General features: G+C 68.3%; 32 protein-coding genes. 13 read left to right on the forward strand and 19 right to left on the reverse strand.

The features are described 5' to 3' along the window. Nucleotides 1-190 precede the first annotated feature (190 nt). The 3 genes from ACLJRM_RS27590 to ACLJRM_RS27600 are packed head-to-tail and all read right to left on the reverse strand — an operon-like array spanning nucleotide 191 to nucleotide 3,197. Nucleotides 191-1,591 carry a CBS domain-containing protein gene (locus ACLJRM_RS27590; RefSeq protein WP_410664666.1) on the reverse strand — a complete coding sequence of 467 codons (1,401 nt, stop codon included), beginning with the start codon at nucleotides 1,589-1,591 and terminating at the stop codon, nucleotides 191-193. A 2-nt stretch (nucleotides 1,592-1,593) separates the two neighbouring features. Beyond that, on the reverse strand, nucleotides 1,594-2,259 hold the full coding sequence (locus ACLJRM_RS27595; protein WP_410664667.1) for a hypothetical protein: 666 nt from the start codon (nucleotides 2,257-2,259) through the stop codon (nucleotides 1,594-1,596). Further along, a complete protein-coding gene (locus ACLJRM_RS27600) occupies nucleotides 2,256-3,197 on the reverse strand; it encodes a ParA family protein (RefSeq protein ID WP_410664668.1) in 942 nt (313 codons plus the stop codon). Before ACLJRM_RS27600 ends, ACLJRM_RS27595 begins: the two co-directional genes overlap by 4 nt. 1,021 nt (nucleotides 3,198-4,218) lie before the next feature. Between ACLJRM_RS27600 and ACLJRM_RS27605 the strand changes: the two genes are divergently transcribed. After that, nucleotides 4,219-4,605 carry a hypothetical protein gene (locus ACLJRM_RS27605; protein ID WP_410664669.1) on the forward strand — a complete coding sequence of 129 codons (387 nt, stop codon included), beginning with the start codon at nucleotides 4,219-4,221 and terminating at the stop codon, nucleotides 4,603-4,605. 159 nt (nucleotides 4,606-4,764) lie between these two features. On the opposite strand, the gene ACLJRM_RS27610 is transcribed toward ACLJRM_RS27605, so the two are convergent. The 4 genes from ACLJRM_RS27610 to ACLJRM_RS27625 are packed head-to-tail and all read right to left on the reverse strand — an operon-like array spanning nucleotide 4,765 to nucleotide 7,711. Then, complete coding sequence (locus ACLJRM_RS27610; RefSeq protein WP_410664670.1) at nucleotides 4,765-6,069, reverse strand: MFS transporter; 1,305 nt, start codon at nucleotides 6,067-6,069, stop codon at nucleotides 4,765-4,767. After that, nucleotides 6,066-6,413, reverse strand: a complete 348-nt coding sequence (locus ACLJRM_RS27615) for a VOC family protein (protein ID WP_410664671.1) — start codon at nucleotides 6,411-6,413, stop codon at nucleotides 6,066-6,068. Before ACLJRM_RS27615 ends, ACLJRM_RS27610 begins: the two co-directional genes overlap by 4 nt. After that, the gene (locus ACLJRM_RS27620) at nucleotides 6,410-6,568 is read right to left on the reverse strand and encodes a CopG family transcriptional regulator (RefSeq protein ID WP_410664672.1); all 159 of its coding nucleotides are present in this window, start codon (nucleotides 6,566-6,568) and stop codon (nucleotides 6,410-6,412) included. Before ACLJRM_RS27620 ends, ACLJRM_RS27615 begins: the two co-directional genes overlap by 4 nt. 9 nt (nucleotides 6,569-6,577) lie before the next feature. After that, on the reverse strand, nucleotides 6,578-7,711 hold the full coding sequence (locus ACLJRM_RS27625) for an MFS transporter (RefSeq protein ID WP_410664673.1): 1,134 nt from the start codon (nucleotides 7,709-7,711) through the stop codon (nucleotides 6,578-6,580). 77 nt (nucleotides 7,712-7,788) lie between these two features. Between ACLJRM_RS27625 and ACLJRM_RS27630 the strand changes: the two genes are divergently transcribed. Then, nucleotides 7,789-8,346 (forward strand): helix-turn-helix domain-containing protein, encoded by a 558-nt coding sequence (locus ACLJRM_RS27630; protein ID WP_101610677.1) that lies wholly within the window; start codon nucleotides 7,789-7,791, stop codon nucleotides 8,344-8,346. Nucleotides 8,347-8,348: 2 nt separating this feature from the next. Here ACLJRM_RS27630 and ACLJRM_RS27635 read toward each other — a convergent pair whose 3' ends face one another. Next, the gene (locus ACLJRM_RS27635; RefSeq protein ID WP_101613522.1) at nucleotides 8,349-8,756 is read right to left on the reverse strand and encodes a VOC family protein; all 408 of its coding nucleotides are present in this window, start codon (nucleotides 8,754-8,756) and stop codon (nucleotides 8,349-8,351) included. A gap of 167 nt (nucleotides 8,757-8,923) precedes the next feature. Here ACLJRM_RS27635 and ACLJRM_RS27640 point away from each other — a divergent pair, with 167 nt between their 5' ends. Next, nucleotides 8,924-9,307, forward strand: a complete 384-nt coding sequence (locus ACLJRM_RS27640) for a YciI family protein (RefSeq protein ID WP_410664674.1) — start codon at nucleotides 8,924-8,926, stop codon at nucleotides 9,305-9,307. Between the two features lie 22 nt (nucleotides 9,308-9,329). On the opposite strand, the gene ACLJRM_RS27645 is transcribed toward ACLJRM_RS27640, so the two are convergent. From ACLJRM_RS27645 to ACLJRM_RS27665, 5 genes are read right to left on the reverse strand one after another with little or no spacing between them, the layout of a single operon-like run. Next, nucleotides 9,330-9,617, reverse strand: coding sequence for a DUF1905 domain-containing protein (locus ACLJRM_RS27645; RefSeq protein WP_410664675.1), 288 nt, complete (start codon nucleotides 9,615-9,617; stop codon nucleotides 9,330-9,332). 5 nt (nucleotides 9,618-9,622) lie between these two features. Continuing rightward, a complete protein-coding gene (locus ACLJRM_RS27650) occupies nucleotides 9,623-11,005 on the reverse strand; it encodes a pyridoxal phosphate-dependent decarboxylase family protein (protein ID WP_410664676.1) in 1,383 nt (460 codons plus the stop codon). Next, a complete protein-coding gene (locus tag ACLJRM_RS27655; RefSeq protein ID WP_410664677.1) occupies nucleotides 10,998-11,639 on the reverse strand; it encodes a class I SAM-dependent methyltransferase in 642 nt (213 codons plus the stop codon). Before ACLJRM_RS27655 ends, ACLJRM_RS27650 begins: the two co-directional genes overlap by 8 nt. 23 nt (nucleotides 11,640-11,662) lie before the next feature. Next, nucleotides 11,663-12,067 (reverse strand): hypothetical protein, encoded by a 405-nt coding sequence (locus ACLJRM_RS27660; protein WP_410600374.1) that lies wholly within the window; start codon nucleotides 12,065-12,067, stop codon nucleotides 11,663-11,665. After that, complete coding sequence (locus ACLJRM_RS27665) at nucleotides 12,064-12,261, reverse strand: type II toxin-antitoxin system HicA family toxin (RefSeq protein WP_410664738.1); 198 nt, start codon at nucleotides 12,259-12,261, stop codon at nucleotides 12,064-12,066. The genes ACLJRM_RS27660 and ACLJRM_RS27665 overlap by 4 nt, the downstream gene beginning before the upstream one ends. A 244-nt stretch (nucleotides 12,262-12,505) precedes the next feature. Between ACLJRM_RS27665 and ACLJRM_RS27670 the strand changes: the two genes are divergently transcribed. The 3 genes from ACLJRM_RS27670 to mscL all read left to right on the forward strand — a co-directional run bounded on the left by ACLJRM_RS27670 (nucleotide 12,506) and on the right by mscL (nucleotide 14,085). Next, complete coding sequence (locus ACLJRM_RS27670; RefSeq protein ID WP_101610682.1) at nucleotides 12,506-12,829, forward strand: FmdB family zinc ribbon protein; 324 nt, start codon at nucleotides 12,506-12,508, stop codon at nucleotides 12,827-12,829. 115 nt (nucleotides 12,830-12,944) lie between these two features. Next, nucleotides 12,945-13,586 (forward strand): SAF domain-containing protein, encoded by a 642-nt coding sequence (locus ACLJRM_RS27675; protein WP_410664678.1) that lies wholly within the window; start codon nucleotides 12,945-12,947, stop codon nucleotides 13,584-13,586. A gap of 94 nt (nucleotides 13,587-13,680) precedes the next feature. Continuing rightward, nucleotides 13,681-14,085: a large-conductance mechanosensitive channel protein MscL gene (gene mscL, locus ACLJRM_RS27680; protein ID WP_101610684.1), complete on the forward strand. Its 405-nt coding sequence runs from the start codon at nucleotides 13,681-13,683 to the stop codon at nucleotides 14,083-14,085. A gap of 6 nt (nucleotides 14,086-14,091) precedes the next feature. Here the strand turns inward: mscL and ACLJRM_RS27685 are convergent, their stop codons facing one another. Continuing rightward, nucleotides 14,092-14,262, reverse strand: coding sequence for a hypothetical protein (locus tag ACLJRM_RS27685; RefSeq protein ID WP_168214414.1), 171 nt, complete (start codon nucleotides 14,260-14,262; stop codon nucleotides 14,092-14,094). A 3-nt stretch (nucleotides 14,263-14,265) separates the two neighbouring features. Next, on the reverse strand, nucleotides 14,266-14,766 hold the full coding sequence (locus ACLJRM_RS27690) for a molybdenum cofactor biosynthesis protein B (RefSeq protein ID WP_005155592.1): 501 nt from the start codon (nucleotides 14,764-14,766) through the stop codon (nucleotides 14,266-14,268). A gap of 128 nt (nucleotides 14,767-14,894) precedes the next feature. Between ACLJRM_RS27690 and ACLJRM_RS27695 the strand changes: the two genes are divergently transcribed. Together ACLJRM_RS27695 and ACLJRM_RS27700 are read left to right on the forward strand one after the other, a co-directional pair. Next, a complete protein-coding gene (locus ACLJRM_RS27695) occupies nucleotides 14,895-15,956 on the forward strand; it encodes an NAD-dependent epimerase/dehydratase family protein (RefSeq protein ID WP_101610685.1) in 1,062 nt (353 codons plus the stop codon). A gap of 72 nt (nucleotides 15,957-16,028) precedes the next feature. Further along, complete coding sequence (locus ACLJRM_RS27700) at nucleotides 16,029-16,832, forward strand: MBL fold metallo-hydrolase (RefSeq protein ID WP_410664679.1); 804 nt, start codon at nucleotides 16,029-16,031, stop codon at nucleotides 16,830-16,832. Here ACLJRM_RS27700 and ACLJRM_RS27705 read toward each other — a convergent pair. From ACLJRM_RS27705 to ACLJRM_RS27715, 3 genes are read right to left on the reverse strand one after another with little or no spacing between them, the layout of a single operon-like run. Beyond that, a complete protein-coding gene (locus ACLJRM_RS27705; protein WP_101610687.1) occupies nucleotides 16,829-17,878 on the reverse strand; it encodes a sensor histidine kinase in 1,050 nt (349 codons plus the stop codon). The genes ACLJRM_RS27700 and ACLJRM_RS27705 overlap by 4 nt on opposite strands. Further along, on the reverse strand, nucleotides 17,875-18,573 hold the full coding sequence (locus ACLJRM_RS27710) for a response regulator transcription factor (RefSeq protein ID WP_101613523.1): 699 nt from the start codon (nucleotides 18,571-18,573) through the stop codon (nucleotides 17,875-17,877). Before ACLJRM_RS27710 ends, ACLJRM_RS27705 begins: the two co-directional genes overlap by 4 nt. Before the next feature lie 10 nt (nucleotides 18,574-18,583). Then, nucleotides 18,584-19,936, reverse strand: a complete 1,353-nt coding sequence (locus ACLJRM_RS27715) for a hypothetical protein (RefSeq protein ID WP_410664680.1) — start codon at nucleotides 19,934-19,936, stop codon at nucleotides 18,584-18,586. 131 nt (nucleotides 19,937-20,067) lie between these two features. Here ACLJRM_RS27715 and ACLJRM_RS27720 point away from each other — a divergent pair, with 131 nt between their 5' ends. From ACLJRM_RS27720 to ACLJRM_RS27740, 5 genes are read left to right on the forward strand one after another with little or no spacing between them, the layout of a single operon-like run. After that, nucleotides 20,068-20,724, forward strand: coding sequence for a glycosyltransferase family 2 protein (locus ACLJRM_RS27720; protein ID WP_101610689.1), 657 nt, complete (start codon nucleotides 20,068-20,070; stop codon nucleotides 20,722-20,724). After that, entirely contained in the window at nucleotides 20,721-21,371 is a 651-nt protein-coding gene (locus ACLJRM_RS27725; protein ID WP_410664681.1) for a DUF2064 domain-containing protein, read from the forward strand. The genes ACLJRM_RS27720 and ACLJRM_RS27725 overlap by 4 nt, the downstream gene beginning before the upstream one ends. Continuing rightward, complete coding sequence (locus tag ACLJRM_RS27730) at nucleotides 21,368-21,976, forward strand: methyltransferase domain-containing protein (RefSeq protein ID WP_410664682.1); 609 nt, start codon at nucleotides 21,368-21,370, stop codon at nucleotides 21,974-21,976. The genes ACLJRM_RS27725 and ACLJRM_RS27730 overlap by 4 nt, the downstream gene beginning before the upstream one ends. Then, on the forward strand, nucleotides 21,973-23,040 hold the full coding sequence (locus ACLJRM_RS27735) for a molybdopterin-dependent oxidoreductase (protein WP_410664683.1): 1,068 nt from the start codon (nucleotides 21,973-21,975) through the stop codon (nucleotides 23,038-23,040). The genes ACLJRM_RS27730 and ACLJRM_RS27735 overlap by 4 nt, the downstream gene beginning before the upstream one ends. Beyond that, the gene (locus ACLJRM_RS27740; protein ID WP_410664684.1) at nucleotides 23,037-23,444 is read left to right on the forward strand and encodes a hypothetical protein; all 408 of its coding nucleotides are present in this window, start codon (nucleotides 23,037-23,039) and stop codon (nucleotides 23,442-23,444) included. Before ACLJRM_RS27735 ends, ACLJRM_RS27740 begins: the two co-directional genes overlap by 4 nt. A gap of 288 nt (nucleotides 23,445-23,732) precedes the next feature. Here the strand turns inward: ACLJRM_RS27740 and ACLJRM_RS27745 are convergent, their stop codons facing one another. Further along, on the reverse strand, nucleotides 23,733-25,196 hold the full coding sequence (locus ACLJRM_RS27745) for a trypsin-like peptidase domain-containing protein (protein WP_410664685.1): 1,464 nt from the start codon (nucleotides 25,194-25,196) through the stop codon (nucleotides 23,733-23,735). Nucleotides 25,197-25,241 lie beyond the last annotated feature (45 nt).

Raw genomic sequence — 25,241 nt, forward strand, 5'->3', positions numbered from 1 at the left:
TGCGTTCCACGGCGGGCCCGGTCCATTTTGTCCCGGCGTGCGGCGGAGGCATTGCTGCCCGAGCCTGCCGAGAAGACGACAGCGTCCGCGCCGACAAGGATCGAGGCCATCTCGTCCACCGTGGCATGCTCGAGATCGAGGACGACGGCCTCCACGCCCGCGCTCGGGACGCTGTCGACGAGCTTCTCCGCTAGACCAGGTCGCGATACTGGTGCAGGAGCCTGTTGAACCGCCGCAGCTTTTCGACCGCGTCCTCCGGCACCGGGTCGGGATGGAAGTGCATGACGCTGTTGCGGACAATCCGGATTTCGTCCAGCCGGGCGATGAAGGCGGAGCGATCCAACGGCCAGCCCAGTTTGATCCAGGCATCATTGTTTTGCAGCACTCGCAGGTAGTCGCCGAAGGCGAGATGATCGAAGCTCTCGACCGGCTTTTCGCAATACGACCGGATGGATTCCACGTCGAAAGAGCGTCCCAGAATCCAGCGGAGAGTCTGATCCAGTTCACCGAGCTGCAAGAACGGAGTGGCCAGCTCGCCGTAGCGCTGTACCACATCCGCCGTCGTGACAATGCCGCTGACGACCTTGCTTTCGTTCAAGACGAAGACGAAATCGCACTGTTGAAGCGCTGGAAGCACCTCGAAGAGGTCTCGATCGTAAGGAACGACCTCCGGTTGAGGATCGATCGCGTCGGCGACACTCGCATCGGGCTTCTGATGCATCGCCTGTGCGATCGAGCGCCAGGTCACGGCACCGCGCAGACTTCGGGGGCCGTTCAGGACCGCGAGCTGCGAATAGTCGTTGAGAAGCATCTTGGTGATCGCTTCTTCGAGCGCGCTGTTGGGATTGACGGATTCGACACCCTCTAGCGGAGACAGGTTCCCCACGGTCAGGCGGACATTCAAATCGTCACCACCCTCGTCGTCCTCGACGACCGGCAGGTTGTCCATGTCGGACCTTCCTGCCGTCGCGGGCTCGTCCGACTCATCGGGCGGCGTGATCAGCGAAACCACCGTATCCAGTGTCACCGCCCGGAAGCTGGGCGAGGTCACCAGGCCATGATTCGCGAGGTCCGCTTCGATCTGGCTGACCTGATCGCTGCGATCCTTGACTCTCCAAAGCGCGATGAGCTCCCGGACGGAAAAGCTTTCGGGATTCCGGGCTTCCGCGCGACCACGCGCCTCACGCAAACGCGAATGGATGCGCTGACGGTCCGCGTCCTCCTCCTGCCGGTTGGCCGCGACCGCCGCCGTCGAAATCGCCCGGTCGAGCAGTTCCTGACGGAGGGCGTCCAGCATCCGCCCTTGGTCGACGACCTGCCAGGCATGCCAGCCGTCGACAGCCCGCATTCCCGCCGCCACCATGGCTGCCCGGGACGGGGAGCGGAACTCTCCACCGTCCCGGTCGAGCCGGATTCGTCCGTTACCGGTCACCATCGCGCCGTAGACATCACCTATACGTCGCCGGGTGAACCTGAGCTTCGCCCCTTCTTGGAGCAGCCCGGCGTCCAACAGGTCTGAGACCGTGACACGACGTCCACGGATCAGGTGCATCGCACGGCCGCCGGTACCTCCGGACGGTTCCGCCGACATCCTCACCACTTCCCCAGTCCGGAAAACTTGCGGCGGGACCCGATCGCTTGTTTGAGCACCCTCTTCTCCAGCTCTGGCTGACTCAACCGGGTCACCCGCGTGAGTTGCAGTTCGGCCGCGAGAACGAGGAGGCTCTCCCGATCCAGTTTGTGAGAGCGGAGATAGGCAGCGCCTTCTTCCACGGTGTCCATTTCACGCAGCCGCGAGGCGATGGCCGCAACGTCCGCGTTCGAACGTGCCGAGCTGGGCTGAGGTGCCGACGTCGGCGGCATGCTCTTCCGAGTGGACAGCTGCTGCTCAACGCTTGAATCGTGAAAGACCAGCTGATCGATAAGCTTCTCTCGGTTGAGCCTGCTGTAACCGCGCAAGCCACACAGTTTTGCCACCTCTTTCAAAGCGGGCAATTTCAATCCTGCCGCCTTCAAGAAGATCAGCCGCTGGTCTTCCGACGCCGGTTTCAAAAGCTCCAACGCGACGAGCTTGGGATCATCGGAAGGCAACCGGACGTCGGGTGGCGCGCTGGGAGTGGAGACCTGCGCGTCATCGCCGTGCCAGACGGCCAAATGCGCTTCCCCGCTGAGAATCGCCAGCAGCGTGGTCTCGTCTTGTCGCTCGAGGAACTCATACAGCCGGGCTTGCAGGGTAACGAAAGTCTTCAAGTCACTCACTGACGATCACCCGACAACGAGAGCTCACTCAGCACCTCGTCCACCAACTGGTCGAACTCGCTCACGACCTCGTCCTTGCCCGCGGCGGCCAGCATCGCCGGTACGCCACCCTCCCCGGCGTCACCGAAGTGGCGTGGACTGTTGCGGATCTTGCTTTCCAATACAGGAACCCGCGAGTTGAGACGCACCTCTTCGATGTAGGCGTGCTGAGCGAGAACCACTTGCTGCGAGTAGATCTGAACCATGGTGAAGACCACCCCGAGGAAGCCGGGGTCGATCGGCCGGTAATCTCCGGCATCACGCTTATGGTTGACGTAATCGTTGAACTGCTGGACAAGTACCTTGCAGTTCCCATCCAGATAGTCCAATCCCAGCGTGGACAGGTAATCCGCCTTGGCAGGTACCAGGATCTTTTCACTGGCCACGATCGCCGTCTTGGTGACGAGGCCGAAATTGGGTGCACAGTCGATGAGCACCAGGTCGTAGTCAGCGAACCGGTCGTCCTCCAGCGCTCCTCGCAGGCAATTGTGCAGATCCAAGAACTTCCGCTTCGATCCGTCGAGAGTGGTCGTCCCGCCCAAGCGCGCGGCGAGTTCGAGGTCGATGTCGATGAGACCCAGGTGCGAGGAAATGAGGTCGAGCCGCCCACCCGTGTTCACGAGGGCGTCCTCCGCCCGCTCAGGAGTGACGATCAAGTCCGCCAACGAGATACCACGACCGGGGAGCTCACTTTCGTACCACCGCTTGATCGTAAGATCGTCTTTCAGTCTATTATGCCAGGCATCGACCGTGAAGAATGAAAACGTCAAATTCGTCTGCGGGTCGAGGTCGATGAGCAGCACGCGCAGACCGCGACTGGCAGCGACCGCGCCGAGGTTGGCGGTGACAGTCGTTTTTCCCACCCCGCCCTTGTAGTTCATGACCGCTACGACCCGCATACGCCTCTCCCCGTGGTCTCGTATCCGACGACCTCGCCGCAATGATCGAATTCATCAGCCGAACCGGTCTGACGACCCTTGCAGAGGCGCCACGCGGGAAGCAACCAGCGGACAAAGATATCGACCCTAACGTGCGCGACACTAGGCCGTTTGCCGGTCATTTCGGTCCTGCCGCCCGGCGCCCGCTGTTTCGAAATACGCACACATAGTCGATCGGCGCACGTATTCCGCAATTCTTCACGGGCCAGGGCCACAGAAACTGACTCGTCGTCGCCGCCATCCGATGTCGGTCGCCACGTCGGCGAAGGCCAAGAGCGTTGTACTGAATTTTGTTCGGTACCGGCTTGAACTCGCGCGGAAGCGCGTGTATCGCCAAGCAAGACAAGGTTGCCAACTGCGGATTCCGTTGCCTGGAAGCAGGAGGTCGCCCACATGGCGGAGTTCGTTGCTGAATGCGCCAATAGCGTGACGACCCGACAGAATGACGGCTCAGATACAGAGATCGACAACTTCTGCGACAAGCGGTCGATCTTTCGCGGCAAACAGCATTGCACGTGCGGTTGCACGGCAAGTTGCTTGCGCGAAGGCACAACACCGAAGATCGGGTTCGCCATTGCCACCCGTTAGATACCAAACCGCCATGCGTTACCACAAAGTAGCAACTCGGTCGTTCACAGAGCTCGCACGTGAAGCGCTGTCAATACACACTTTCGTGTGTATACTAGGAATTCAGAGAATCTGAATAGTCGCCCTACATCGGAGCGACCGCGACCACTCGACCGTTTAACCTCGCTTAGAGACCGGTCGGCGATTAATCCTGCCCGGGGCTCGCTCTCGACTCCGATCTTCTGCAAGCTGGCCTCAGCGACGGTCTGGGAGGGCGAGTCGTGCAGCCGGCACGTATGCCGCTCTCCCGCACTCAAAAACAAGTAAGGACGCGGCCCCCTGCGCGAACAGGGAGCCGCGTGAGTGTTCGTCGCGATACCAAAATCCCGGATAAGAGATCAGGAGACACGAGAACATGAAGACCGTACCGGTTGCTACTGGGGAACCGCCAGAGAAACCATCGCCCGATCCGGTCACACACCTGCCCGAAAGTGGCGTAGTCGTGCCCTTCGCCGCGGCGGAGTACATCAGCTTCGACGAGCTGTTGGACGCCGCGCTGGTGCTTCAACCGCCCTGCCGGACACAGTCCGACGGCTGGCTGGGCATGGCGGACCGCGTCACCTCCGGCGAGTGGAAACACACATGGCAGGCCGCGGTGCTGCTCACTGTGGCCGGCATCGTCACCTCCGGTGTGCTGCTGGCCGGCTCCGTGCTGCTGCGAGCCGCGGCGCTTTCAGCGCTGGGGCTCGGCGCCTTGCTCTGGCTGAGCAGGAGAAACACGGCTCCGACGCGGCAGGCGTAGCCCGGATCGACTGAAACGAAGGGAATATGCCGTGCCGCTGTTGCTGCCAGCGGCACGGCATACCCAGCTCAGGCGGCGAAGCCACGCTGCCGCCGTCGCCGCTTGTGGGACAGGTTCCACACGTGGTTCTGATGCGGCTGGTTCAAGATGACGGCGCATTCACTCGGTTGCCTCAGGGTTGACTGCACGCTGTCGACCGAGACGGCGTCCTGCGCACTCTTCCGGGGGTAGCCGGAACGCGGCGATCGCGGCAGCGGCCAAGGCAACGGCGAACAGCGCGTACGAGGCGAGCAGGCCGGTGCCCGTGGAACTCAGGGCGCCGCCGACGGCCCGGCCCAGTAGCTGCCCGACGCATTCCGCCGTGATGACGGCGGTGGCGAGTTCCGCGGCGGAGAAACCGCTGGAGCCCGCCGTCGTGGCTCTGATGTACAGGCCGGGATAGGCGAGGCCGACGCCGATCCCGGCCAAGGTCCAGGCGACGAGCGCCACTGTGAACGAACCGCCGAAGGCCAGGACGGCAGTGCCGAGAGCGGTCAGACTCAAGCCCACTACGGGAAGATACGTCGAAGCGAGCCGGGTCGCGACGAGGCTGGTCACCGCCCAGCCCAGGGGTGCGGCGCTCAGGACGATCGCGGCTTCGCCGAGGCTCACTCCGAATCCGCTCGTCAGGAGCACGGTGATCAGGCTGTCCGCGCCGAAATAGCCGATCGCGAACAGCACCATCGCGCCGAGCGCGGCGGGGGTTCCTGGGCGGAGACGTGCGGTTCCGGCCGGCAGGATCGCGATCATCCCGACGACGGTGATCGCCGCCCCGGCGAGCGCGATCGGCCAGAACCCCTTGCTGAACACGACACACGCCGCGCCGAGCGGCACTGTCAGGGTCCGCAGCAGCGGGCGTGGCACCTCGGTGGAATCCCGGGAGCCGCGGGTGGCGCGCACCACCAGCAACCGTCCGAAAAGGACGAACGGCACCGGCAGCAGGAGGGTCCAACGCCAGCCCACGAGATGTTCCAGACCCAGTGTCGCGGCCGGGCCGACCAGGGCGGGGACGATCCACATCGCCGAGGACGCCGCGACCACGCGGATCCGCAGGCGGTCGTCGAGATGCCGGATCGCCGAGCTGATACCGAAAACCGCGAGGAGGCCGCTGGCGAGCCCGGCGGAGAACTGGCCCAGGGCGAACATCCATGCAGTCCGCGACATCGCGGCCAGGAGGAGTCCGCTCAGGTAGGCGATCATCCCGGCAGCGAGGGTGCCGCGAGGGCCCAGGCGGGCGAGAACCCGGCTCGCCAAGGGAAGCGCGACGAAAAGGCCCAAGGACGAGCCGGCGATCAGGAGTCCGAGGCTGTCCCGGGCGTCGAGATCATCGGCGACGACGGGCAGCAGCGTGGAGGCGACGAAACCGGTCACCGCGGCCGCGAACTCGAGCGCGACGATGCCGACCGCCAGCCGGACTCCTGTCACGTGTAAAGGTCTCGGTCGTACAGGTTGAGCTGCACCCAGACACCGTCGGGATCCTGGACGCGCAGTGAATGCCCGAAGCTTTCGTCCATCGGCGGTCCCGGCTCGAAACCGGCCGCTCGCAGGCGTTCCGCGACGTCTTCCAGTGGTTCGCCGACCTCGAAGGCCAGCTCGCAGCGGCCCACGTCCTCGCCGGACGACCGGTGGATGGCCAGCATCCCGCCCTCGGCGGGCAGTTCGACCCATCCGCCGGGGCGCGACACCGGCCCGGCCCGCAGCCCGAGAGCCTCGTAGAACCGCGTCATGGCCTCGACGTCCGAGGTGTAGCGGATCGGCACGACCTTCATCGTTCGAGTTCCTCACTGGTCCGCAGGTAATCCTCCAGCACCCGTTCGACGAACGACGAGAGCGACTCGTCGGCGTCGACGGACGCGTGCTTCACCCGCTTGATGAGGTCGGGCGGCAGATAGACGTTGAATTGCCGTTTCTCGACCTGAGCCATGCTCGCATGCTAGCAAACGAGCACAAGGGGCACCGTGACCAGCGCCAGGGCCGCGCCGATCCACGGGATGGCGGTCAGCGAGGCGCCCAGGTTCAGTGCCCCGGCGGCGAAGGCCGGGGTGAGGCTGATGCCCAGCTGGAAGGCCGAGACCGTGGTGGCGCCGGCGAGGGTCGGGGCGGAACCGGCGATGGCGAACACCCGCCCGTAGAGCGCCGGGTTGAGCACGAAAGCCGCGACTCCCAGCAGGAACACCACGGGCACGACAACCCAGACCGACGTGGTGAAGACGGCGAGCAGCACCGAGAAGACCGCGATGCCGAGGACACCGCCAAGAAGCGCGTGGTGCGGCCGCTTGTCGGAGATCCGGCCGCCGGCCGACAATCCCGCGAAGGCGCCGATGCCGAACAGTGCCAGGACGGCGGGGATCCAGACCACGGGAAGGACGTCCTCCAGCATCGCCGCCAGGTAGTTGAAGGAAACCATGTACGAGGCGGTGCTCAGGATCGTGACGGCGTAGACGCCCCATAGGCGCCAGGAGCGCATCGCGCGCAGTTCGCCCGAAAGGTTCGGAGCCGCGGACGCGGTGGCGGGCAGGCCCACGGCGCAGGCGACCACGCCTACAACCGTAAGCGCCACGACGCCCCAGAAGCCGCCGGTCCAGTCGGTGAGGTTGCTGAGCAGGGTGCCCGCCGGTCCCCCGGCCACCATGGCGACGCTGAGCCCGGCGACGACGACGCCCGAGGCGCGCGCGTTGCGGTCGGGGGTCACCAGGCTGATCGCGGTCACGGCGGCGACCGCGAAGAAGCCCGCGTAGGCGAGACCGGCGACGAAGCGGGTGATCAGCAGGACGAGATAGTCGTCGGCGAGCAAGCCTGCCGCGATCGACGCGGCGAAGACGAGTTGCGTGGTCATCAGCGCCGTTCGCCGTGGCCACTTCAGGCTGAGCACGGCGAAGGGCGGGCCGCCCAGGACGACGCCGAGGGCGAACGCGGTGATGAGCGCTCCCGCGGACGACAGGGAGACGCCGAGGTCGGCGGCGGCCGAGGGCAGCACGCCTGCCATCAGGAATTCGGCGCTCCCCATGGCGAACAGGCTGAAGGCGAGCAGGTAGACGCCGGCGGGGAGGCGCTGGGTTTCGGTCATGGCGCCAGCATCGGCAGCGTCTGGCTGTTTCGGCAAAGAACTTTGCCGGAATCGGGACGAGCTGCTGTGCTGGCGATATGGAGAACCAACCCGCCGTCGCCGCGGCGATCGAGCTGATCGCACCCCGGCTGCGACGCGCACGCTCGAAAAAGGGGACGACGCTGGTGGAGCTCAGCCGCGCCACCGGCATCTCCACCAGCACCCTGTCCCGGCTCGAATCCGGGCAGCGCAAGCCGAGCCTCGAACTGCTCCTGCCGGTCATCGCCGCGCTGGGCCTGCGCGTCGACGAGATCGTGCCCTCACCGAGGGTGCTCGAACCGCCCGAGGACGGCCGGGTCCTCATTCCGCTCACCCGGCACGAGGACGGGCCCCGTGCCTACAAGATGACGATCCCGCCCGGCGACGACGAACCCCGGACGCGGACGCATCCCGGCCGCGAGTGGCTCTACGTGCTGCGCGGCAGGCTTCGGCTGGTGCTCGGCGACCAGGACGTCGTGCTCGGCCCCGGCGAGGCGGCCGAGTTCGACTGCCGGACGCCGCATTGGTTCGGCGCCACCGGCCGCGGGCGGGTCGAGGTGCTCAGCCTCTTCGGCAAGCAGGGTGAGCGGATCCATGTCCGCGCCCGCACCCGGTGACGTCAGACGCGCTGCTGGATACGGATCAGGTTCCCGGACGGGTCGCGGACGGCGCCGTCGCGCAGACCGTACGGCTGGTCGGTCGGCTCCTGGATGACCTCGGCGCCTGCCTCGGCGAGCTGCTTGAAGAGGCCGTCGAGGTCGTCCGAGGAGAACAGGATGCCCGCGTAGGTGCCCTTGGCCATCATCTCGCTGATGACCCGGCGCTCGTCGTCGGTGATGCCGGGGTCGACGGCCGGCGGGTGCAGCACGATCGACACGGGCTGTCCCGGCGGGCCGACGGTGAGCCAGCGCATGCCGTCGTAACCGACGTCGTTGCGCACCTCGAAGCCCAGGAGATCGCGGTAGAACGCCAGTGCGGCTTCGGGGTCGGTCTGCGGGAGGAAGCTTCCGTGAATGCTGATGTCCATGGCGATCACGCTAGGTGAGGCCGGTATCCGGCGCTTCTCGATTCCTGATCGGTCGGGTCACCGTGACGTCTTCACTTCCCGGTCGTGGCCCGCTCACTGTTCGTGCTGATCCGCTGTCGGCACAGTGAAGGCGAGCCACGGCACGGTCCTCGAAGGGGAAGAACACGATGAAGTACCTGATCCTGCTCCATTCTCATCCTGAGCCGTGGGGACACCCGGTCGAGGAATTCACGCCGGAGTTCGCCGCCCTTTCCGCGGAGGAACGCGAGCGGCACTTCGCGGCATTCGAAGCGCTGCTCGGCCGTTTGCACGAAAAGGGTGAGCTCGTCAGCGGAGAACCGCTCGGCGACCCCGCGAAAGCGAGCCTGTACGAGTACGAATCCGGCGCGGCGAAGAAGAGCGCAGGCCCCTACTCGGCGACGAAGGACCATCTCGCCGGTTTCTTCCTGATCGAGGCCAAGGACCAGGCGCGGGCCGACGAGATCGCCGTCGAGTTCGCCTCGCCAGGTCAGACCGTCGAACTGCGGCCGATCTGGACCGGCGCCGTGTGAGCGGCCCCTTCTGTCGCGAGGGCTAGGAAATCCGCTTGGTCAGATGCACGGTGACCTGGTCTCCGATCTCCTTCCGGATCACCTTCCGGAACGGTTTGCGCAGCGGCATCATGTGGACGCCGCCACCGATCGGCAGCATGCTCACCTCGTAGTCGTGGCCGTCCACGGTGCCGCTGACCTTGACGGCTTTGCCGGTGCCGAAGAACTCCGCGGAGTCCGGCATGTTCACACACGGCCAGCCGCTGTTGGGGTCGGGAATTACCTCGGCCGTGAACGTCACGTCGATGTCCTGCGGTGTCTTGTCAGCCATACTTTTCAGTTCTTCCTTGTCGTGTTTCCCGCGACGCTGCCCAAGGCCGCCTGAATCGCGGCGACACCGCGATCGACGTCGGCTTCGGTGGTGGTCCAATTGGACACGGAGATGCGCATCAGACGTCGGCCGCGCCAGGTGGTCGCGCCCATCCAGCACTCGCCGGAGCGCTGGACGGCCTCGATCACCTTGTCCGTGTCTTCGCCGAAGCTGACGAGGACCTGGTTCAGCACGACGTCGTTGACGATGGTGACGCCTTCGCTCTTCGCGAGTTGCCCGGCGAACCTGCGTGCCAGCGCGCAGCAACGCTCGACCAGTTCGGCGACTCCTGAGCGGCCCAGCTCGCTGAGTGCCGCCCACGTCGCGAACCCGCGCGCCCGGCGGGAGGACTCCGGCACGAAGTCGCCCGGCGCTCTCACGTCGCCAGCCCCCTGGCCGGTCAGGTAAGCGGCCGTGAGCGACATCGCGGCGACGTGGGACTCGGGATGGGCGCAGAAGGCATAACCGCTGTCGTAAGGGACGTTGAGCCACTTGTGCCCGTCGACCGCCCAGGAGTCGGCCGCTTCCACCCCGGCGGTCAGGTGCCCGAGTGCGGGAGTGGCGGCCGCCCAGAGCCCGAACGCGCCGTCGACATGGACCCACGCGCCCCGCTCGTGGGCGATTTCCGTCGCTGCGGCGAAGTCGTCGAAGGCACCGGTGTTCACGTTCCCGGCCTGAAGGCAAACGATTGCGGGACCGTCGAGGGTGCACTCGAGGTCGGCGACGTCGATGGCGCCTTGGCCGTTCGTGCGTACCGGCCTGACGGAGTCGGTCCCCAGGCCGAGTAGCCGCAGGGAGCGGTCGATCGTCGCGTGGCGTTCCTCGCCGGCCACCACCGTGAGCGGCGGCGCCCCGTGCAGTCCGCGACGCTCGACGTCCCATCCCGACCGCGCCAGCACGTGATGACGTGCGGCGGCCAGGCAGACCGTGTTGGCGCCCTGGCCACCGGTCACGAATCCGAAGGAGGCGCCCGACGGCAGGCCGAGGACGTCCTTGAGCCACTCGCCCGCCACCTCCTCGACGATCGCGGCGGCAGGCGAGGTGACCTGGTTGAAAGCACCCTGGTCCCAACCGGCCGTCAGCATGTCGGCGGCAGTCGCGGCTTCGAGCGCGCCACCGGTGACGAATCCGAAGTACCTCGGCCCGGTGGTCGCCACCAGCGCGGGCTCGACGGCGTCGGCGAGCCGCCGGATCACGTCGGCGGGCGGAGTGGGCTTTTCGGGCAGCTCGCCGAGCTTTCCCCGGACGCCCGACGTGTCGTCCGGGAAGACCGGAGCGTCGGCCACGCTTTCGCGGTAGTCGGCCACGCGGGCGGCGACGTCGGCCAGGAGATCTCGCAGCTCACTCATCCGACGGCTCTCTTTCGATCGTCGCGAACCAGGCAGGAGCGCCGTTCTCGTCGTGGAACCCGGTCCGGACGCGCTCCTTCTCGATGGTCTTCACGCGCCATCCTTCACCGAAGGGCTTTGTCAGCGCCTCACGTTTTACGGGATGAGGCCCGGCGTTCTCGCCCTCGCTGAAACACAGGATGTACAGCGTCCCCTTGGTCACCGCTTCGAGGCTCTTGACGTACGCGAGGCGCTCGTCGGCGTCGAAGGCGTGGAAAAGCCCGCAATCGAGCACCGTGTCGAACCGCTGTCCGAGTCGCTCCAGGTGAAGCGCGTCCGCCGTCGTGAACTCGGCCTCGAGCCCGCGCTCGACCGCCTTCCGGCGTGCTCTGTTCAACGCGGTCTCGGCGACGTCGACGCCCAGCACGTAAAGCCCCCGTGACGCGAGGTGAAGCGCGTTCTCGCCGGACCCGCAGCCCGCGTCGAGCACCTCGCCGGTGAACCGTGGCGCCGCCCGGACGATGGCGGGCTGAGGTCCGCCGAAGTCCCAGGGGGCGGGGCCCTCGTGGTAGGAGGCGTCCCATGGCCGGCCCGTCATGCGCTCGTGACTGGTCGGGTTCCTGCCGCCGAACGGATCTTCGGTTCGCTCCGGCATGGCGGTCTCCTTCACCTCAGGACTCAACCGCCCGCGGTCGCGCCCTTCCCTTTGCCTCCGATCAGCTGACTCACCCGCTGAGGGGTCAAACCCAGCACCGCGGCGATCTCCCGCCCCGACAGACCGGATGTTCCGAGTTTCTTTGCCACCTCACGCTGTTTCGCCGCGGCCTCGCGTTGCCTGCGCTCCGCGTCCCGCACATCGGCGCGAGCGGACCTGACCTGCTCCGCGAGCTTGGCGTCGAGCTGAGGCACGACATCCACATCGAAGGAGTTTTCGTCTTCGATGTCGAGAGCGAACGCGATGTACTCGCGGGCGACAGCCTCCGCCTTGGACAAGGTGCTCGCCTGCGTGACGCCGACGCCGTCGACATGAAGTTCCCACCCGCGCTTCCAGCGCTTGGCCAAGACGACGTAAGTGTCGGTCATTGCAGCCACCCCTTCGGTAGACACGCGAGCTTCTTCATGACGTCGTCCACGACTCCGGGGGAGACGTTCTTGTGATTGGGCACGATCGCTTGGTGCCGACCGCACGGACAAGCCCACTTCTCATGACTTCCCCGAGTCGATTTGTGAGCACAGTCTTCATCGAGAAGCGCCCGCCGCACGTCTCGATACTTCATCGCCTTCACCACGCAGAATAATCTAGGCCCCCTAGATGAGCAAGATCTAGGGGGCCTAGATTTATTGACTCGGTCAGGTGACGATCAACCAGGCAAAGCCGATCCAGATCCAGCACGGCACAAGTGGCGTGACCAGGGCATCATGTGACCTTGGGAAACCTTGTTTGACCAGCGCCGGAATGCGCCGGTACCGTGTTGTGTTAGCACTCATGTCGGCTGAGTGCCAATGCACGAAGGAGCAGCAGTGCCCACCTACCAATACGCCTGCAAGGAATGCGACCACGCTTTCGAGGCCGTGCAGTCGTTCTCCGACGCGAGCTTGACCGTGTGCCCGCAGTGCTCAGGGCCGCTTCGCAAGGTCTTCAGCTCGGTCGGCGTGGTCTTCAAGGGCAGCGGGTTCTACCGCAACGATTCGCGCGACTCGAAGGCCAACACGACCTCGACCTCGGCCAAGACCGAGTCCAAGTCGGAGAGCAAGACCGAGTCGAAGCCCGAGTCCAAGTCGGAGACGAAGAGCTCGGCATCCTCCTCCACGGGTACGACGAAAACGGCCGCCGCCGCTTCCTGACGCCCCGAGTTGTCCACAGGCCCCCGGTTATCCACAGCCGGGGGTTTTCGTTCTTCCCGGGTACCGCACCGGCCCCTAGCGTCGAGATCATCACCGATCGACGAGGGGGAATCCCGTGCTCCACGATCTGCCCGTCCTGCGAAGACTTCAGGGCAGGCCGGCGCGCCTGCTCCGCCGCTGGCTGGCCCTGTCCCTGCTGCTCAGCGGCCTGGTCGTCCTCTTCCTGCCCGACTCCGCCCGGGGCACGCCCGGCACCGCGACCGTGGTCTCCGCCCGTGACCTCCCCGCCGGGACACTGCTGCGCGCCGGGGACCTCAAGCTCGTCGACCTCCCGGACGACGTCCGTCCACAGGGCGCCACCGCCAGTCCCGCGTCGGCCGAGGGGCGGATGCTCGTCGGGGCGGCGCGGGCCGGTGAGCCGCTGACCGACGTCCGACTGGTGGACACAGCCATCCCCGGAACGGGTGATCCAGAGAATTCAACTGTCCCGGTGAGGCTCGGCGACGCGGGTGTCGCGGAGTTGCTCAGGCCGGGTCAGCGGGTCGATGTCGTCGCGGCCGCCGAGGCCGGACGAGAGGCGTCTGTGCTGGCCAGCATGGCCGTCGTGGCGGCGGTCGGCGCGCAGGGAACCGGTGAGCCGAGAGCTCCCGGCGCGGGGAGCAAGGGACCTTTGGTGCTGCTCTCCCTGCCCTCCGTGATCGCGACACGGGTCGCCGCCACCTCGCTGGAACGGTCCATAACGGTTACCCTCCGCTAGCTCGCGCCTGCCACCGGTGGCGGCGGGCGCCTGCGTCCCCCCGGTACGGAAAAGGGACGGTCGGCGAACCGTCCCAGGTGAAGAGGAGTGCGACTTGCTCAAGGGTTTCAAGGACTTCCTGATGCGCGGGAACGTCGTCGATCTCGCGGTCGCGGTGGTCATCGGCGCCGCGTTCACATCGATCGTCACGGCCTTCACGACCGGCCTGATCAAACCGCTGATCAACACCATCGGCGGCTCGGACGCCGCCAAGGGGCTGGGGTTCAACATCCTCAGCGCGAACGACGCCACGTTCCTCGACTTCGGCGGCGTGATCAACGCGGCGATCAACTTCGTGCTGGTCGCCGCCGTCGTCTACTTCGTGATCGTGCTGCCGGTCAAGCACGTCCAGGAGCGGCGTAAGCGCGGCGAAGAGGCGGGCCCGGCGGAGCCGACCGACGTCGAGCTGCTCACCGAGATCCGCGACCTGCTGCGCGCGCAGCAGAACCGCCAGGGCTGACCCGGATCACCGGTCGTGATGAGGCGGCCGGTTCTCCAGGTACCACGAGTCGGAGTCCGGGGCGCGCTGCCCCGGCTCTCGCTCGTCGGAAGTCGTGTCCGGCAGGACGTCGCCGAAGATCTCGTCGACCCGGCGTTGGGCGGCCGCGGCAGGGCGCTTGTCTTCGTCGTCCGCCAAAGGTCAGGCCTCTTCGAGTCCGGAAAGCTCGTCGATCACGTACGGCACCAGCGACGAGAGCGTCGCCATGCCGTCGCGGACGGCCGCGCGCGAACCCGCGAGGTTGACCACCAGCGTGCTGCCGGAGACCCCGACGAGCCCGCGGGAGATCCCCGCGTCCACCGCGCCGGCGGCCAGACCGGACGCGCGCAGTGCCTCGCCGATGCCCGGGATCGGACGGTCGAGCACACCGGCCGTCGCGTCGGGCGTGCGATCGCGCGGGGAGACCCCGGTGCCGCCGACGGTGATCACCAGATCGGCGCCACCGATCACGGCGGTGTTGAGCGCGTTGCGGATCGCGGCCGTCTCGGCCTCGACCACCACGACGCCGTCGACGATGAACCCCGCCTCTTCGAGCAACTCCGTGACCAGCGGTCCCGTGTTGTCCTCGTGTTCGCCGTGGGCGACACGGTCGTCCACGATGACCACCAGTGCGCGGCCCAGCCGTTGTGCGCTCCGTTCCATAGGCACACCGTATCCGGTTTCGGCTGATCTTCGCTCCCGCGGTGTCGCAGGCCATGAGTTGTGACGATTCCCTGACGTGAGCCGCGGATCCGGGGCCGTCGCCGTAGATCCCCCTTAGCGTCGGGAAGGTGCGAACACTCGTAACCGGCGGGGCCGGGTTCATCGGCTCCCATATCGCCGATCTGCTGTCCGATGAGGGCCACGAGGTCGTCGTCCTCGACAACCTCCTGCGCACCGCCCACGGTTCGTCGCGGCCGCCCGGGTACACCGGACGGCACCGGTTCCTGCGCGGCGACGTCACCGACACGGAGCTGGTCGCCGAGCTGCTGGACGGCGTCGACGCGGTCTGCCATCAGGCGGCCGTCGTCGGACACGGCGTCGATCCGTCCGACGCGCCGTCGTACGCGCTGAACAACGACTACGGGACGGCCGTGCTGCTCGCCGCGATGCACCGTGCCAAGGTCCGGAAACTGGTACTCGCCTCGTCGATGGTCGTCTACGGCGAAGGCCGCTACGAATGCCCCATCCACGGGATCGTCCCACCGTCACCGCGGAAACAGTCCGATGTGGACGCCGGCTGCTTCGAGCCCGCGTGCGCGGATTGCGGCGCCGAACTCGACTGGCGGCTGGTCCCCGAGGACGCGCCGTTGCGGCCGCGAAGCACCTACGCGGCCACCAAGCTCGCGCAGGAACATCTGGCGGCGGCGTGGGCCCGGCAGACCGGCGGAACGGTCTGGGCCATGCGCTACCACAACGTCTACGGGCCGCGGATGCCGCAGAACACCCCGTACGCCGGTGTCGCGTCGCTGTTCCGGTCCTCGCTCCTGCGTGGCGAGGCACCGACAGTGCTGGAGGACGGCAAGCAGCAGCGAGACTTCGTGCACGTCCACGACGTCGCGAGGGCGAACGTCCTCGCGTTGGAAACCGAGGGCCCCGAAGGCGACCTGACGCCGCTGAACATCTGTTCCGGGCAGCCGCACTCGGTCGGCGAACTCGCCGAAGAGCTCGCGAAGGCCTGCGCCGGACCGGCTCCGAAGATCGCCGGTGGCGCGAGGCCAGCCGACGTCCGGCACGTCGTCGCCGATCCGGCCCGCGCCCGGCGGCTGCTCGGCTTCACCGCGCGAACCGGTTTCGCCGAGGGCATCGCCGGGTTCGCCACCGCTGAGCTGCGGGAACCGGTCGGTCTCTGAAACCGGGAACAGACCGCACCCCCGGCCGGTTGTCGTTCCCGGCAACGGAATCGGCTTTTTTTGGGGGTTTTGGTGGGCATCACCGTCGGAGACATCGAGATCGAAGCGCTCGGGGACGGCCTGCTCCGGCTGCCGCTCGCGTTCTTCCCCGGTCTCGACCCGGACGCCCACCCGGACGTCTTCGACGAGGACGGCACCGTGCACGTCCCGACCGGCGCGTACCTGATCCGCGGCAACGGCCGCACGATCCTCGTCGACACCGGCCTCGGCCCGCGCGAGTTCGCCTTCCCCAAGGGAATGACGCCCGCCAAGGGCGACCCCACCCCGCCGATGGGCACCGGTGGCGACCTCGCCGCCGCGCTGGACAAGGCGGGCTGCCCGACCGGCGAGATCGACACCGTCTTCCTCACCCACCTGCACAACGACCACATCGGCTGGATCGCCCCCGAAGGCGACCTGACCTTTCCCGGAGCTCAGGTCGTCTTCGGGCAGCTCGACTGGGAGGCCCTGATCGAGCCCGCCGGGACCGGCGAATGGAGTCGTGCCGGCATGGAGACCGCCCGCGCCGCGGGCCTGACCGAGGCGATCAGCGGCGACGACGTCGAGATCGCGCCCGGGATCGTGGCGCGGCACGCCCCCGGCCACACGCCGGGCCACTACGTCCTCGACATCACCGCGGACGACGAGCGCCTGCTGCTGCTCGGCGACGTCCTGCACACGCCCGCGCAGCTGACGGACACGCGAGTGAGCTTCCTCGGCGACGTCGACCCGGACCTCGCGCTCCGCACCCGGCAGCGGTTCCTCGCCGAAGCGGAAGAGACCGGCGCGATCATCGCGGCGGCCCACTTCCCGGACATGGGTTTCCTGCGGTTCTAGGGCATGGCCAACGGCAGCCGGACCTCGAACCGGCATCCCGGACCGTGATTGCGGACGCCGATCCGGCCGCGATGCGCCTCGACGAGCCCCTTCGCGATCGCCAGCCCGAGTCCGCCGCCGCTCGCCAATCCGCCGCGTTCGGGGGTCCGCGCCGTCGTCCCGCGGAACGCGACGTCGAAGACCCGGCCGATCTCGTCGTCGGGGATCCCGCCGCAACCGTCGGAGACCGCCAGCAGCGCCTCGCCGCCTTCTATCCCGATCTGGACCGCGACCGTCCCGTCCGGCGGGGTGTGCCGCACGGCGTTGGACACCAGGTTGCGCACGATCCGCGCCAGTTCCGGATCGCTGCCGGAGACGACCGGCCAGACGTCGGCGTTTTCGACCATCCGCACGCGTTTCTGCTCGGCGAGCGGCGCTTGCGCGGCGACGGCGTCGCTCACGACGTCCCGCAACGGCACGGAGGCCATGGTCAGTCGCAACGCGCCCGCGGTGATCCGCGACAGCTCGAACAGATCCCCGACCATGCCGGACAGCCGCGTGGTCTCGCCGCTGATCCGCCGCGCGTACCCGGTGACCTCGATCGGTTCGGCGACGACGCCGTCCGCGACGGCCTCGGCCATCGCCTGGATCCCGGCCAGCGGGCTCCGCAGGTCGTGGCTGATCCACGCGACCAGTTCACGCCGCGACGCCTCGGCCGCGCGCTCCCGTTCCCGCGCCTCCCGCTCCCACACGCTGCGGCGCGCGATCGCGCGGCCGAGCACGAGTGCCGCGGGCACCGTCACCAGCGCGACCAGCAGGCAGACGAGCGTCATCGTGGTCAGCGCGGGGGTGAACATGAACCCGCTGATCCCGAGCACCGCGATCAGCGTCGCGAGCACCGGGATCAGCACGAGGATCGTCATCGTGCTGGCCAGCGAACCGCGCCTGAGCAGGTACAGCGCCAGCCCGCCGAGCAGCACCACCGGCACCGCGAACATCAGCGCGAACGGCAGGATGTGCCAGGCGTGCGCCAGCATCTCGCCGAACGACTCGCCGGAGCCGATCACGGTCGCACCGGGTCGTACCGGTAGCCGACGCCCCAGACGGTGGCGACGCGGACGGGTTTCGCCGGATTCCGCTCGATCTTCTCCCGCAACCGTCTCACGTGGACGGTCACGGTGGACTGGTCGCCGAAGTCCCAGCCCCAGACCTTCTCCAGCAGATCGGCGCGCGAGAACGCCACGCCGGGATGGGCGAGGAAGAACGCGAGGAGGTCGAATTCCCGGCTGGTCAACGGAAGTTCGGTGCCGCCGAGGGTCGCCTGCCGCGCGGTCATCTGCAGCGAAAGGTCCCCGTCGGTGACCTGACGGGCCGCCGGTTCCGGCCGCGGCATCCGGGCCCGCCGCAGGACCGACGCCACCCGCAACGCGAGTTCCTTGGGGCTGAAGGGTTTCGTGACGTAGTCGTCGGCGCCGAGCTGGAGTCCGGCGATCCGGTTCTCCTCCTCGCCGAGCGCGGTCAGCATCACCACCGGCACCTGGCTCACCTGCCGCAGCCGCCGGCACACCTCGAGCCCGTTGAGCCCGGGCATCATGACGTCGAGCACCACGAGGTCCGGGCCGGTCTCGGAGAACAGCCGCAGCCCCTCGGTGCCGTCCCCGGCGACGTCGACGTCGAAGCCCGCGACCTCCAGATACCGCCGGACGACGTCCCGGACGGTCTCGTCGTCGTCGACCACGAGCACCCGGCCCTGCTCTGTCATGAAGCCCACCTCACCAGCTCGTCAGCACCAGATGGTTCACCACCAGCGCCGTGGCCGCCGACGCGGCGAGCCACCACCGCCGTCCGGGCGACGGCAGCAGCGCCACCGCGGGCAGCAGCCACACCTCGAACGGTAACCAGATGCGTTCGACCTCCGCCTTCGACAGGCCGGACAGATCGGCGAACGCGATCGTCAGCGCCGCGGCCAGCACGATCAGGACGACCGGGTCGCGGAACGACCGTTTCGGCTCGCCCAGGAACGCCGCCCCGGCGCGGCGTGTCCCGGCGATCACGGCCGGGCCGAGCGCGATCAGCACCGCCGCGAGATCCGCCCACACCCAATAGGAGTACGGGCGCAGCGTCGCGATCCCCTGGTAGTAGCGCTCGACCACCAGGTGGTAGCCGTCGAGCCACCAGAACCCGGTCAGCGCGAACGCCACCACGACCGCGGCCACCCCGGCCAGGGCGAGGAGCAGGATCCGCCACTGGCGCGTCAGCACGACGACGGCCAGGACGATCACCCCCAGCAGTACGAGGCCGTACGAGAGAAAGAGCCCGAACCCGAGCAGCAGACCGCCGGGGAGCGCGAGGATCCGCCGCCGCGTGGCGAGCGCCAGCAGCGCGATCCCGGTCGCCGTCACCCCGGCGAACAGCCCGTCCGCGGAGACCCCGATCCAGATCGCGCCCGGGGTCAGGACGGCGAACGGCAGGACCGTCCTCGCGGCGTCCTGCCTGCCCAGTGCGGAGAGCGTCACCGGCACCGCGACCACGGCCAGGCAGCCGACCAGCACGACGAGCGTCGACGCCCAGGCGCCGCCGTGCAGGCCGAGCCTGTCGAGCCAGACGAAGACCAGGGTCGCGCCCGGCGGATGCCCGGAGACGTGCGTCGTCCACGAGTCCGGCTGGTAGTCCAGGATGCGCGAGGAGAACTCACTCAGCATCTTCGGGATGTCGGTGATCCCCGGGACTTCGTGCAGGTACTCGTGTTCCGTGGTGAGCCTGCCGGTGAAGCCGCGGGTCCAGCCGTCGATCATCGCCAGCGAGAACGTCCACGCCAGCGCGGCCACGTAGCCGAGCGCGAGCAACGGCCGCCAGCGCAGCCGTGCGGCGAGCGAGGGACCTTTGGTGACGACGAGGATCGCGAGCACGACGGCGGCGACCGAGCCCGGACCGACATGGGGCAGCCACAGCCCGAACAGCGGTGGCGCGAAGGCGTAGATCACCACGCCGGAACCCGGGCGGTTGTAGTAGAGGCCGACGGCGATCGCCGCGGCGACGACGAGCATCGCCAGCGCGACGGCGATCAGGTCGGCGCGGCGACCCGTGCGGACAGGGGCGGTGACAGTGGACATCACCGGCACCATAACCGTGTTCCCGCGCCGCGGCGGCCTTGGAACAAGGTCCGTCAGAACTCGGTAAGAACTTCGCGGATGTCAGGATTCGGTAAGCATCACAAGGGTTCTCGTCCGTCCATTACGGACCTAACGTGCGTTGCGTGAACGATGACCAGGTTGACGTCGTACTTCCCTGTCTCGACGAGGCCGGTGCCCTCCCGGGGGTACTGGCGGCCCTGCCCGCACGCTACCGGGCGATCGTGGTCGACAACGGATCGAGCGACGGTTCCGCCGGGATCGCGGCCGGGCTCGGGGCGAAGGTCGTCCACGAACCCCGGCGCGGCTACGGCGCCGCGGTCCACACCGGGCTGGAGGCGGCCACGGCGGACGTCGTCTGTTTCGCCGACGCCGACGGTTCCCTGGACCTCGCCGAACTGCCGATGCTGGTCGACGGCCTCGCCGGCGCAGAGCTGGCCGTCGGGCGGCGGGTGCCGAGCGGTCCCGGCGTCTGGCCGTGGCACGCGAGAGCGGGCAACGCGCTGGTCTCGTCCCTCTTACGGCGCAAGGGATTGCCGGTTCGCGACATCGCCCCGCTGCGAGCCGTCCGGCGGCGGGCGCTGCTGGATCTCGGCGTCACCGATCGCGCCTTCGGCTACCCGCTCGAACTGCTGATCAAGGCCCAGCGCGCGGGGTGGCGGGTCGCCGAGTTCGACGTCTCCTACGGCGAACGCGCCAAGGGCACGAAGTCGAAGGTCTCCGGCTCGCTGCGCGGGACCCTCCGCGCCACCCGGGATTTCGGGCGGGTGCTGAGCCGATGACGTTCTGTCTGCTGATCGTCGCCAAAGCGCCCGTGCCCGGTTTCGCCAAGACGCGGCTCTGTCCGCCCGCGAAGCCGGAACAGGCCGCCGAGATCGCGGCCGCCTCGCTGCTCGACACCCTCGACGCCGCGCTGCTGACCCCGGGAGCGCGCGTGGTCGTCGCCATGACCGGCGACCTCGGGAAGGCCACTCGCGGCACGGAAATCGCCACCGCACTCCGGGAAACGGAGGTGATCCCCCAGCGCGGCGACGGTTTCGACGTCCGTCTCGTCAACGCCCACGCCGATGCCCGCCGCCCCGGGGAACCGGTGCTGCAAATCGGGATGGACACCCCGCAGGTCACTCCCGCGCTCCTGACCGAGGCTGCGCAACCTCTGGAAACCGAGGATTCCGTGCTCGGACTCGCGCACGACGGCGGCTGGTGGGCGCTGGGACTCCAGGATCCCCTGCACGCCAAGGCTCTCGCGGGTGTCCCGATGTCCCGCGAAGACACCGGACTCCAGACCTTGCGCGCGCTGGCGGGCATCGGCCTGAGCCCGGGCATCCTGCCCACACTGTCCGATGTGGACACCATCTCCGACGCGCGTCTCGTCGCGGCGGAGATCCCCGGCGGCCGGTTCGCCCGAGCGGTCGCTGAAGTCCGGTGACCGCCTTCGACCGCGGCCTGCTCGGCCACCGCTGCTGGCTGGAACTGGCGACCGGCGAACGTGTCGACCTGCCGGTGGACCGCTGGACGGCCATTCCCTGCGACGGCGACGATGTCCTCCTCGACGCTTGTGCCGGCCCGACCCTCGACGTCGGCTGCGGCCCCGGCAGGCTCACGGCCGCGTTGTCCGAACGCGGTGTCGCCTCGCTCGGCGTCGACATCTCGGCCACCGCCGTCCGCCTCACCCACGCCCGGGGCGCCGCCGCGCTGCACCGGGACGTCTTCGAGCCCGTCCCCGGTGAGGGACGCTGGCGCCATGTCCTGCTCGCCGACGGGAACATCGGCATCGGCGGCGATCCCCTGCGCTTGCTGACCCGCATGGCGGAACTGATCGCGGACGGCGGGACGGTGCTCGTCGAGCTCGACCCGCCCGGCCGCGGCGTCCGTCAGGACCAGGTCCGCCTGGGGCCCGACGGCGGCAACTGGTTCACCTGGGCGTGGGTCGGCGTCGAAGCGATCGCCGGACTCGCCGCCCGGAGCGCGTTCCGGGTCGCCTGGGCCACCCGCCGCGGCCACCGCTGGTTCGCCTGCCTGGAGAAAGCATGAACTCACCTTCGCAACGGGTGACGTCCCGGATCGGGCTCGCCCTCGCCGTCACGTTCACCCTGTGCTTCGTCACCGGCCTGATCAGCCATCTCATCCAGCATCCGCCGTCGTGGTTCGGCTGGCCGAGCCGCCCGGTGTGGCTGTACCGGGTCACGCAGGGCACGCATGTCGTCTCCGGGATCGCGTCGATTCCCCTGCTGCTGGCCAAACTCTGGAGCGTCTACCCGAAACTGTTCGAACGGCCGGTGGTCCGCTCCCTGCCGCACGCGCTCGAACGGCTGTCGATCCTGGTGCTGTCCGCGGCCGCCTTCTTCGAACTCGTCACCGGCCTGTTCAACGTCGCGCAGAACTATCCGTGGAACTTCTACTTCCCGCAGCTGCACTACGCGGTCGCGTGGGTGGCGATCGGCTCGATCCTGGTGCACGTCGCGGTGAAACTGCCGATAGTCCGCCGCTCGCTCACCCAGCGACCGGAACCCTCGCGGCGCGCCTTCCTCCGCACGACCTGGCTGGCCGCGGGGGTCGCCGTCGTCGCGACGGCGGGCGCGACGGTTCCGTTGCTGCGTAACGTTTCTGGGTTGTCATGGCGAAGCGACAAGGGGCCGCAAGGCCTGCCGGTCAACCGGACGGCCGCGGCGGCCGGTGTCCTGGAAGCGGCGAACGACCCGAACTGGCGCCTTTCGGTGATCACCCCGAAAGGCACGAAAACCTACTCGCTCGCCGAACTCCGCGCGCTTCCCCGGACTTCCGCCGAACTCCCGATCGCGTGTGTCGAGGGCTGGAGCGAATCCGCGCACTGGAGCGGCGTCTCGCTGCCTGAGTTGTTGCGGGACGCCGGAAGCGCGCCGGGCACGCCGGTCCGCGTGTTCTCGCTGGAGAAGGGCGGGATCTACGGGATCAGCGAACTGCCCGGCGAGCACACCGGGGACGGGCTCACCCTGCTGGCGCTCGAACTCAACGGCGAGATCCTCGACGCCGACCACGGCTTCCCGTGCCGGATCATCGCCCCGAACCGCCCCGGCGTCTTGCAGACGAAATGGGTCACCCGGTTGGAGACGCTGTGAAAACGTTGCGGCTGCTGCTGTTCCTGCCCGGCCTCGGCGCGCTCGCCTGGGGCGCGGTGCTGTTCGCCGAATACGCGTTCCCGCTGCGCCCGGACGTTTTCGGGACGCTCGGCTGGCTCGCCGGCGGACCGCTGGTGCACGACCTGCTGGTCGCGCCGCTGGTCGGTGCCGCCGGGCTCGCGCTGAGCAGGTTCCTCCCGGAACGCTGGAAGACCCCGGTCAAAACGGGCGCGGTCCTCACGGGGGTGCTGACGCTGCTCGCGGTTCCGTTGCTGTGGCGGCCTTTCGGCGGCGCCCGGAACCCGGGGCTGCACGATGCCGACACCCTCACCGGCCTGTTGCTCACCCTCGCCGTCGTGTGGCTCGGTGTGCTCGTGGCCGCGCTGTTCCGGAAAACGCGGTAGAGGGGGAAGGGCAAACCTGGGGGGCGGGTCGGGGTGTCGCGAAAGCCACTTTCGGGACGTCTGATGTCCCGAAAGTGGCTTTCGCGACATGGTCGCTCGGCATCGCACGCGGCGGTGGGAGCCTTCAGCGCGAGCGCGACCCGCTCGCGAACACGACACCTTTGCCTTACCCCCGAAAAAGGGCCACGCGCGACCGGGATTGGCAGCCGGTCGCGCGTGGCCTCTGGGTCCGGCCCGCTGGGGGTTCGAGCCGGGGTTTGGTCTCGGCCGCGCACTGCGGCCGAGCGTTTAGTTCGGGGTGACGGGCTGGCCGCCGAGGGTCACCTCGACCACCTTGTCACCGCCGAGGGTGAACTTGACCTTGTCGTTCGGCGCCCGGGTGCGGATCTCGGCGACGAGCGCGTCCGCGTTGGGGATCGACCGGTCGTCCAGCTTCGTCACGACGTCGCCGGATTTGAGGCCCGCCTTCTCCGCGGGGCTGCCCGGCGAGATCTCACCGAGCTGCGCTCCGCCCGTCGGCGCCGTCTGCACTCGCGCGCCGATGAAGGTCTGCGTCGCCTGGCCGGTGTTGATGATGTCGTCGGCCGTGCGGCGTGCCTGGTCGATCGGGATCGCGAAGCCGATGCCGACGTTGCCACCGCTCTCGCCGCCCTGGCCCTGGCTGGACTTCGGGCTGTAGATCGCCGAGTTGATGCCGATGACCTGGCCCGCCATGTTCGCGAGCGGGCCGCCGGAGTTGCCGGGGTTGATCGCCGCGTCGGTCTGCACCGCCGACATCACGGTGGTCTGGTCACCGTTGCCGCCGGCGCTCACCGGCCGGTTCAGGGCGCTGACGATGCCCGAGGTGACCGTGCCCGCCAGTTCGAACGGCGAACCGATGGCGACCACCGGTTGCCCGACCCGCAGGTCGTCGGACCGGCCGAGCTCCACCGGGGTCAGGCCGCTGACGCCGCTGACCTTCACCACGGCGATGTCCGTCGTGGGGTCGCGGCCGACGACGGTCGCCGTGCCCTTCTTTCCGTCCTGGAACACCGCCTGGATCTGCCCGCCACCGGCGGCGACCTCGACGACGTGGTTGTTGGTCAGCACGTAGCCGTCGGTGCTGAGCACGAAGCCGGAGCCCTCGCCCGCTCCCGATCGGCCGGAGACCTGCAGTTCGACCACGCTCGGCGACAGTTTCTGCGCCACCGATTCGACCGAACCGGCGGGCAAGTTACCCGTCTGCTGGGCGGGCTTCGGCGCGTCGAGCGCGTTCACGGAGGAGCCACCGGAGGAATCCGCGGTCAGGAAGCCGACCGTGCCGCCCGCGACGCCACCGACCACCAGCGCGATCGCCGCGACACCGGCGAGCAGCTTGCCCGACGTGGACTTCGAGCCCTGGCGCTGCTGCGGGACCGCGTAGACCGACGGGCCCGGCTGCTGCCCGTACGGCGCCTGCTGCCCCGGGATCTGGTGCCCCTGGGTCTGGTGGGACTGGGCCTGGTGAGACTGCGCGTGCTGGGACGGTATCTGCTGGGAGGGTGTCTGCTGGGGCTGCGCCTGTGCCTGAGGCGACCACGGGTTGTACTGCTGGTCCGGGGTGTAGGCCTGCTGCGCTCCGGTGTGCGGAGTGGCGTGGCCGCCGAGGCCGGTCGCGTCAGGCTGCTGCTGGGCAGGCTGTGCGGCCCAGCTCGCGCTCTGCTCCGCGTCCGGCTGAGCGCCGGCCGGCCGCGCCTGCTCGGCGTTCTGGCCGCTGGGGTCGTTCTCGGTCATGTCTCTACCTTGCGGGATGGTCCTGAGAAGTTCCTGAGCCAAAGC

Source organism: Amycolatopsis sp. lyj-84, from assembly GCF_046549075.1.
Classification (GTDB): Bacteria; Actinomycetota; Actinomycetes; order Mycobacteriales; family Pseudonocardiaceae; genus Amycolatopsis.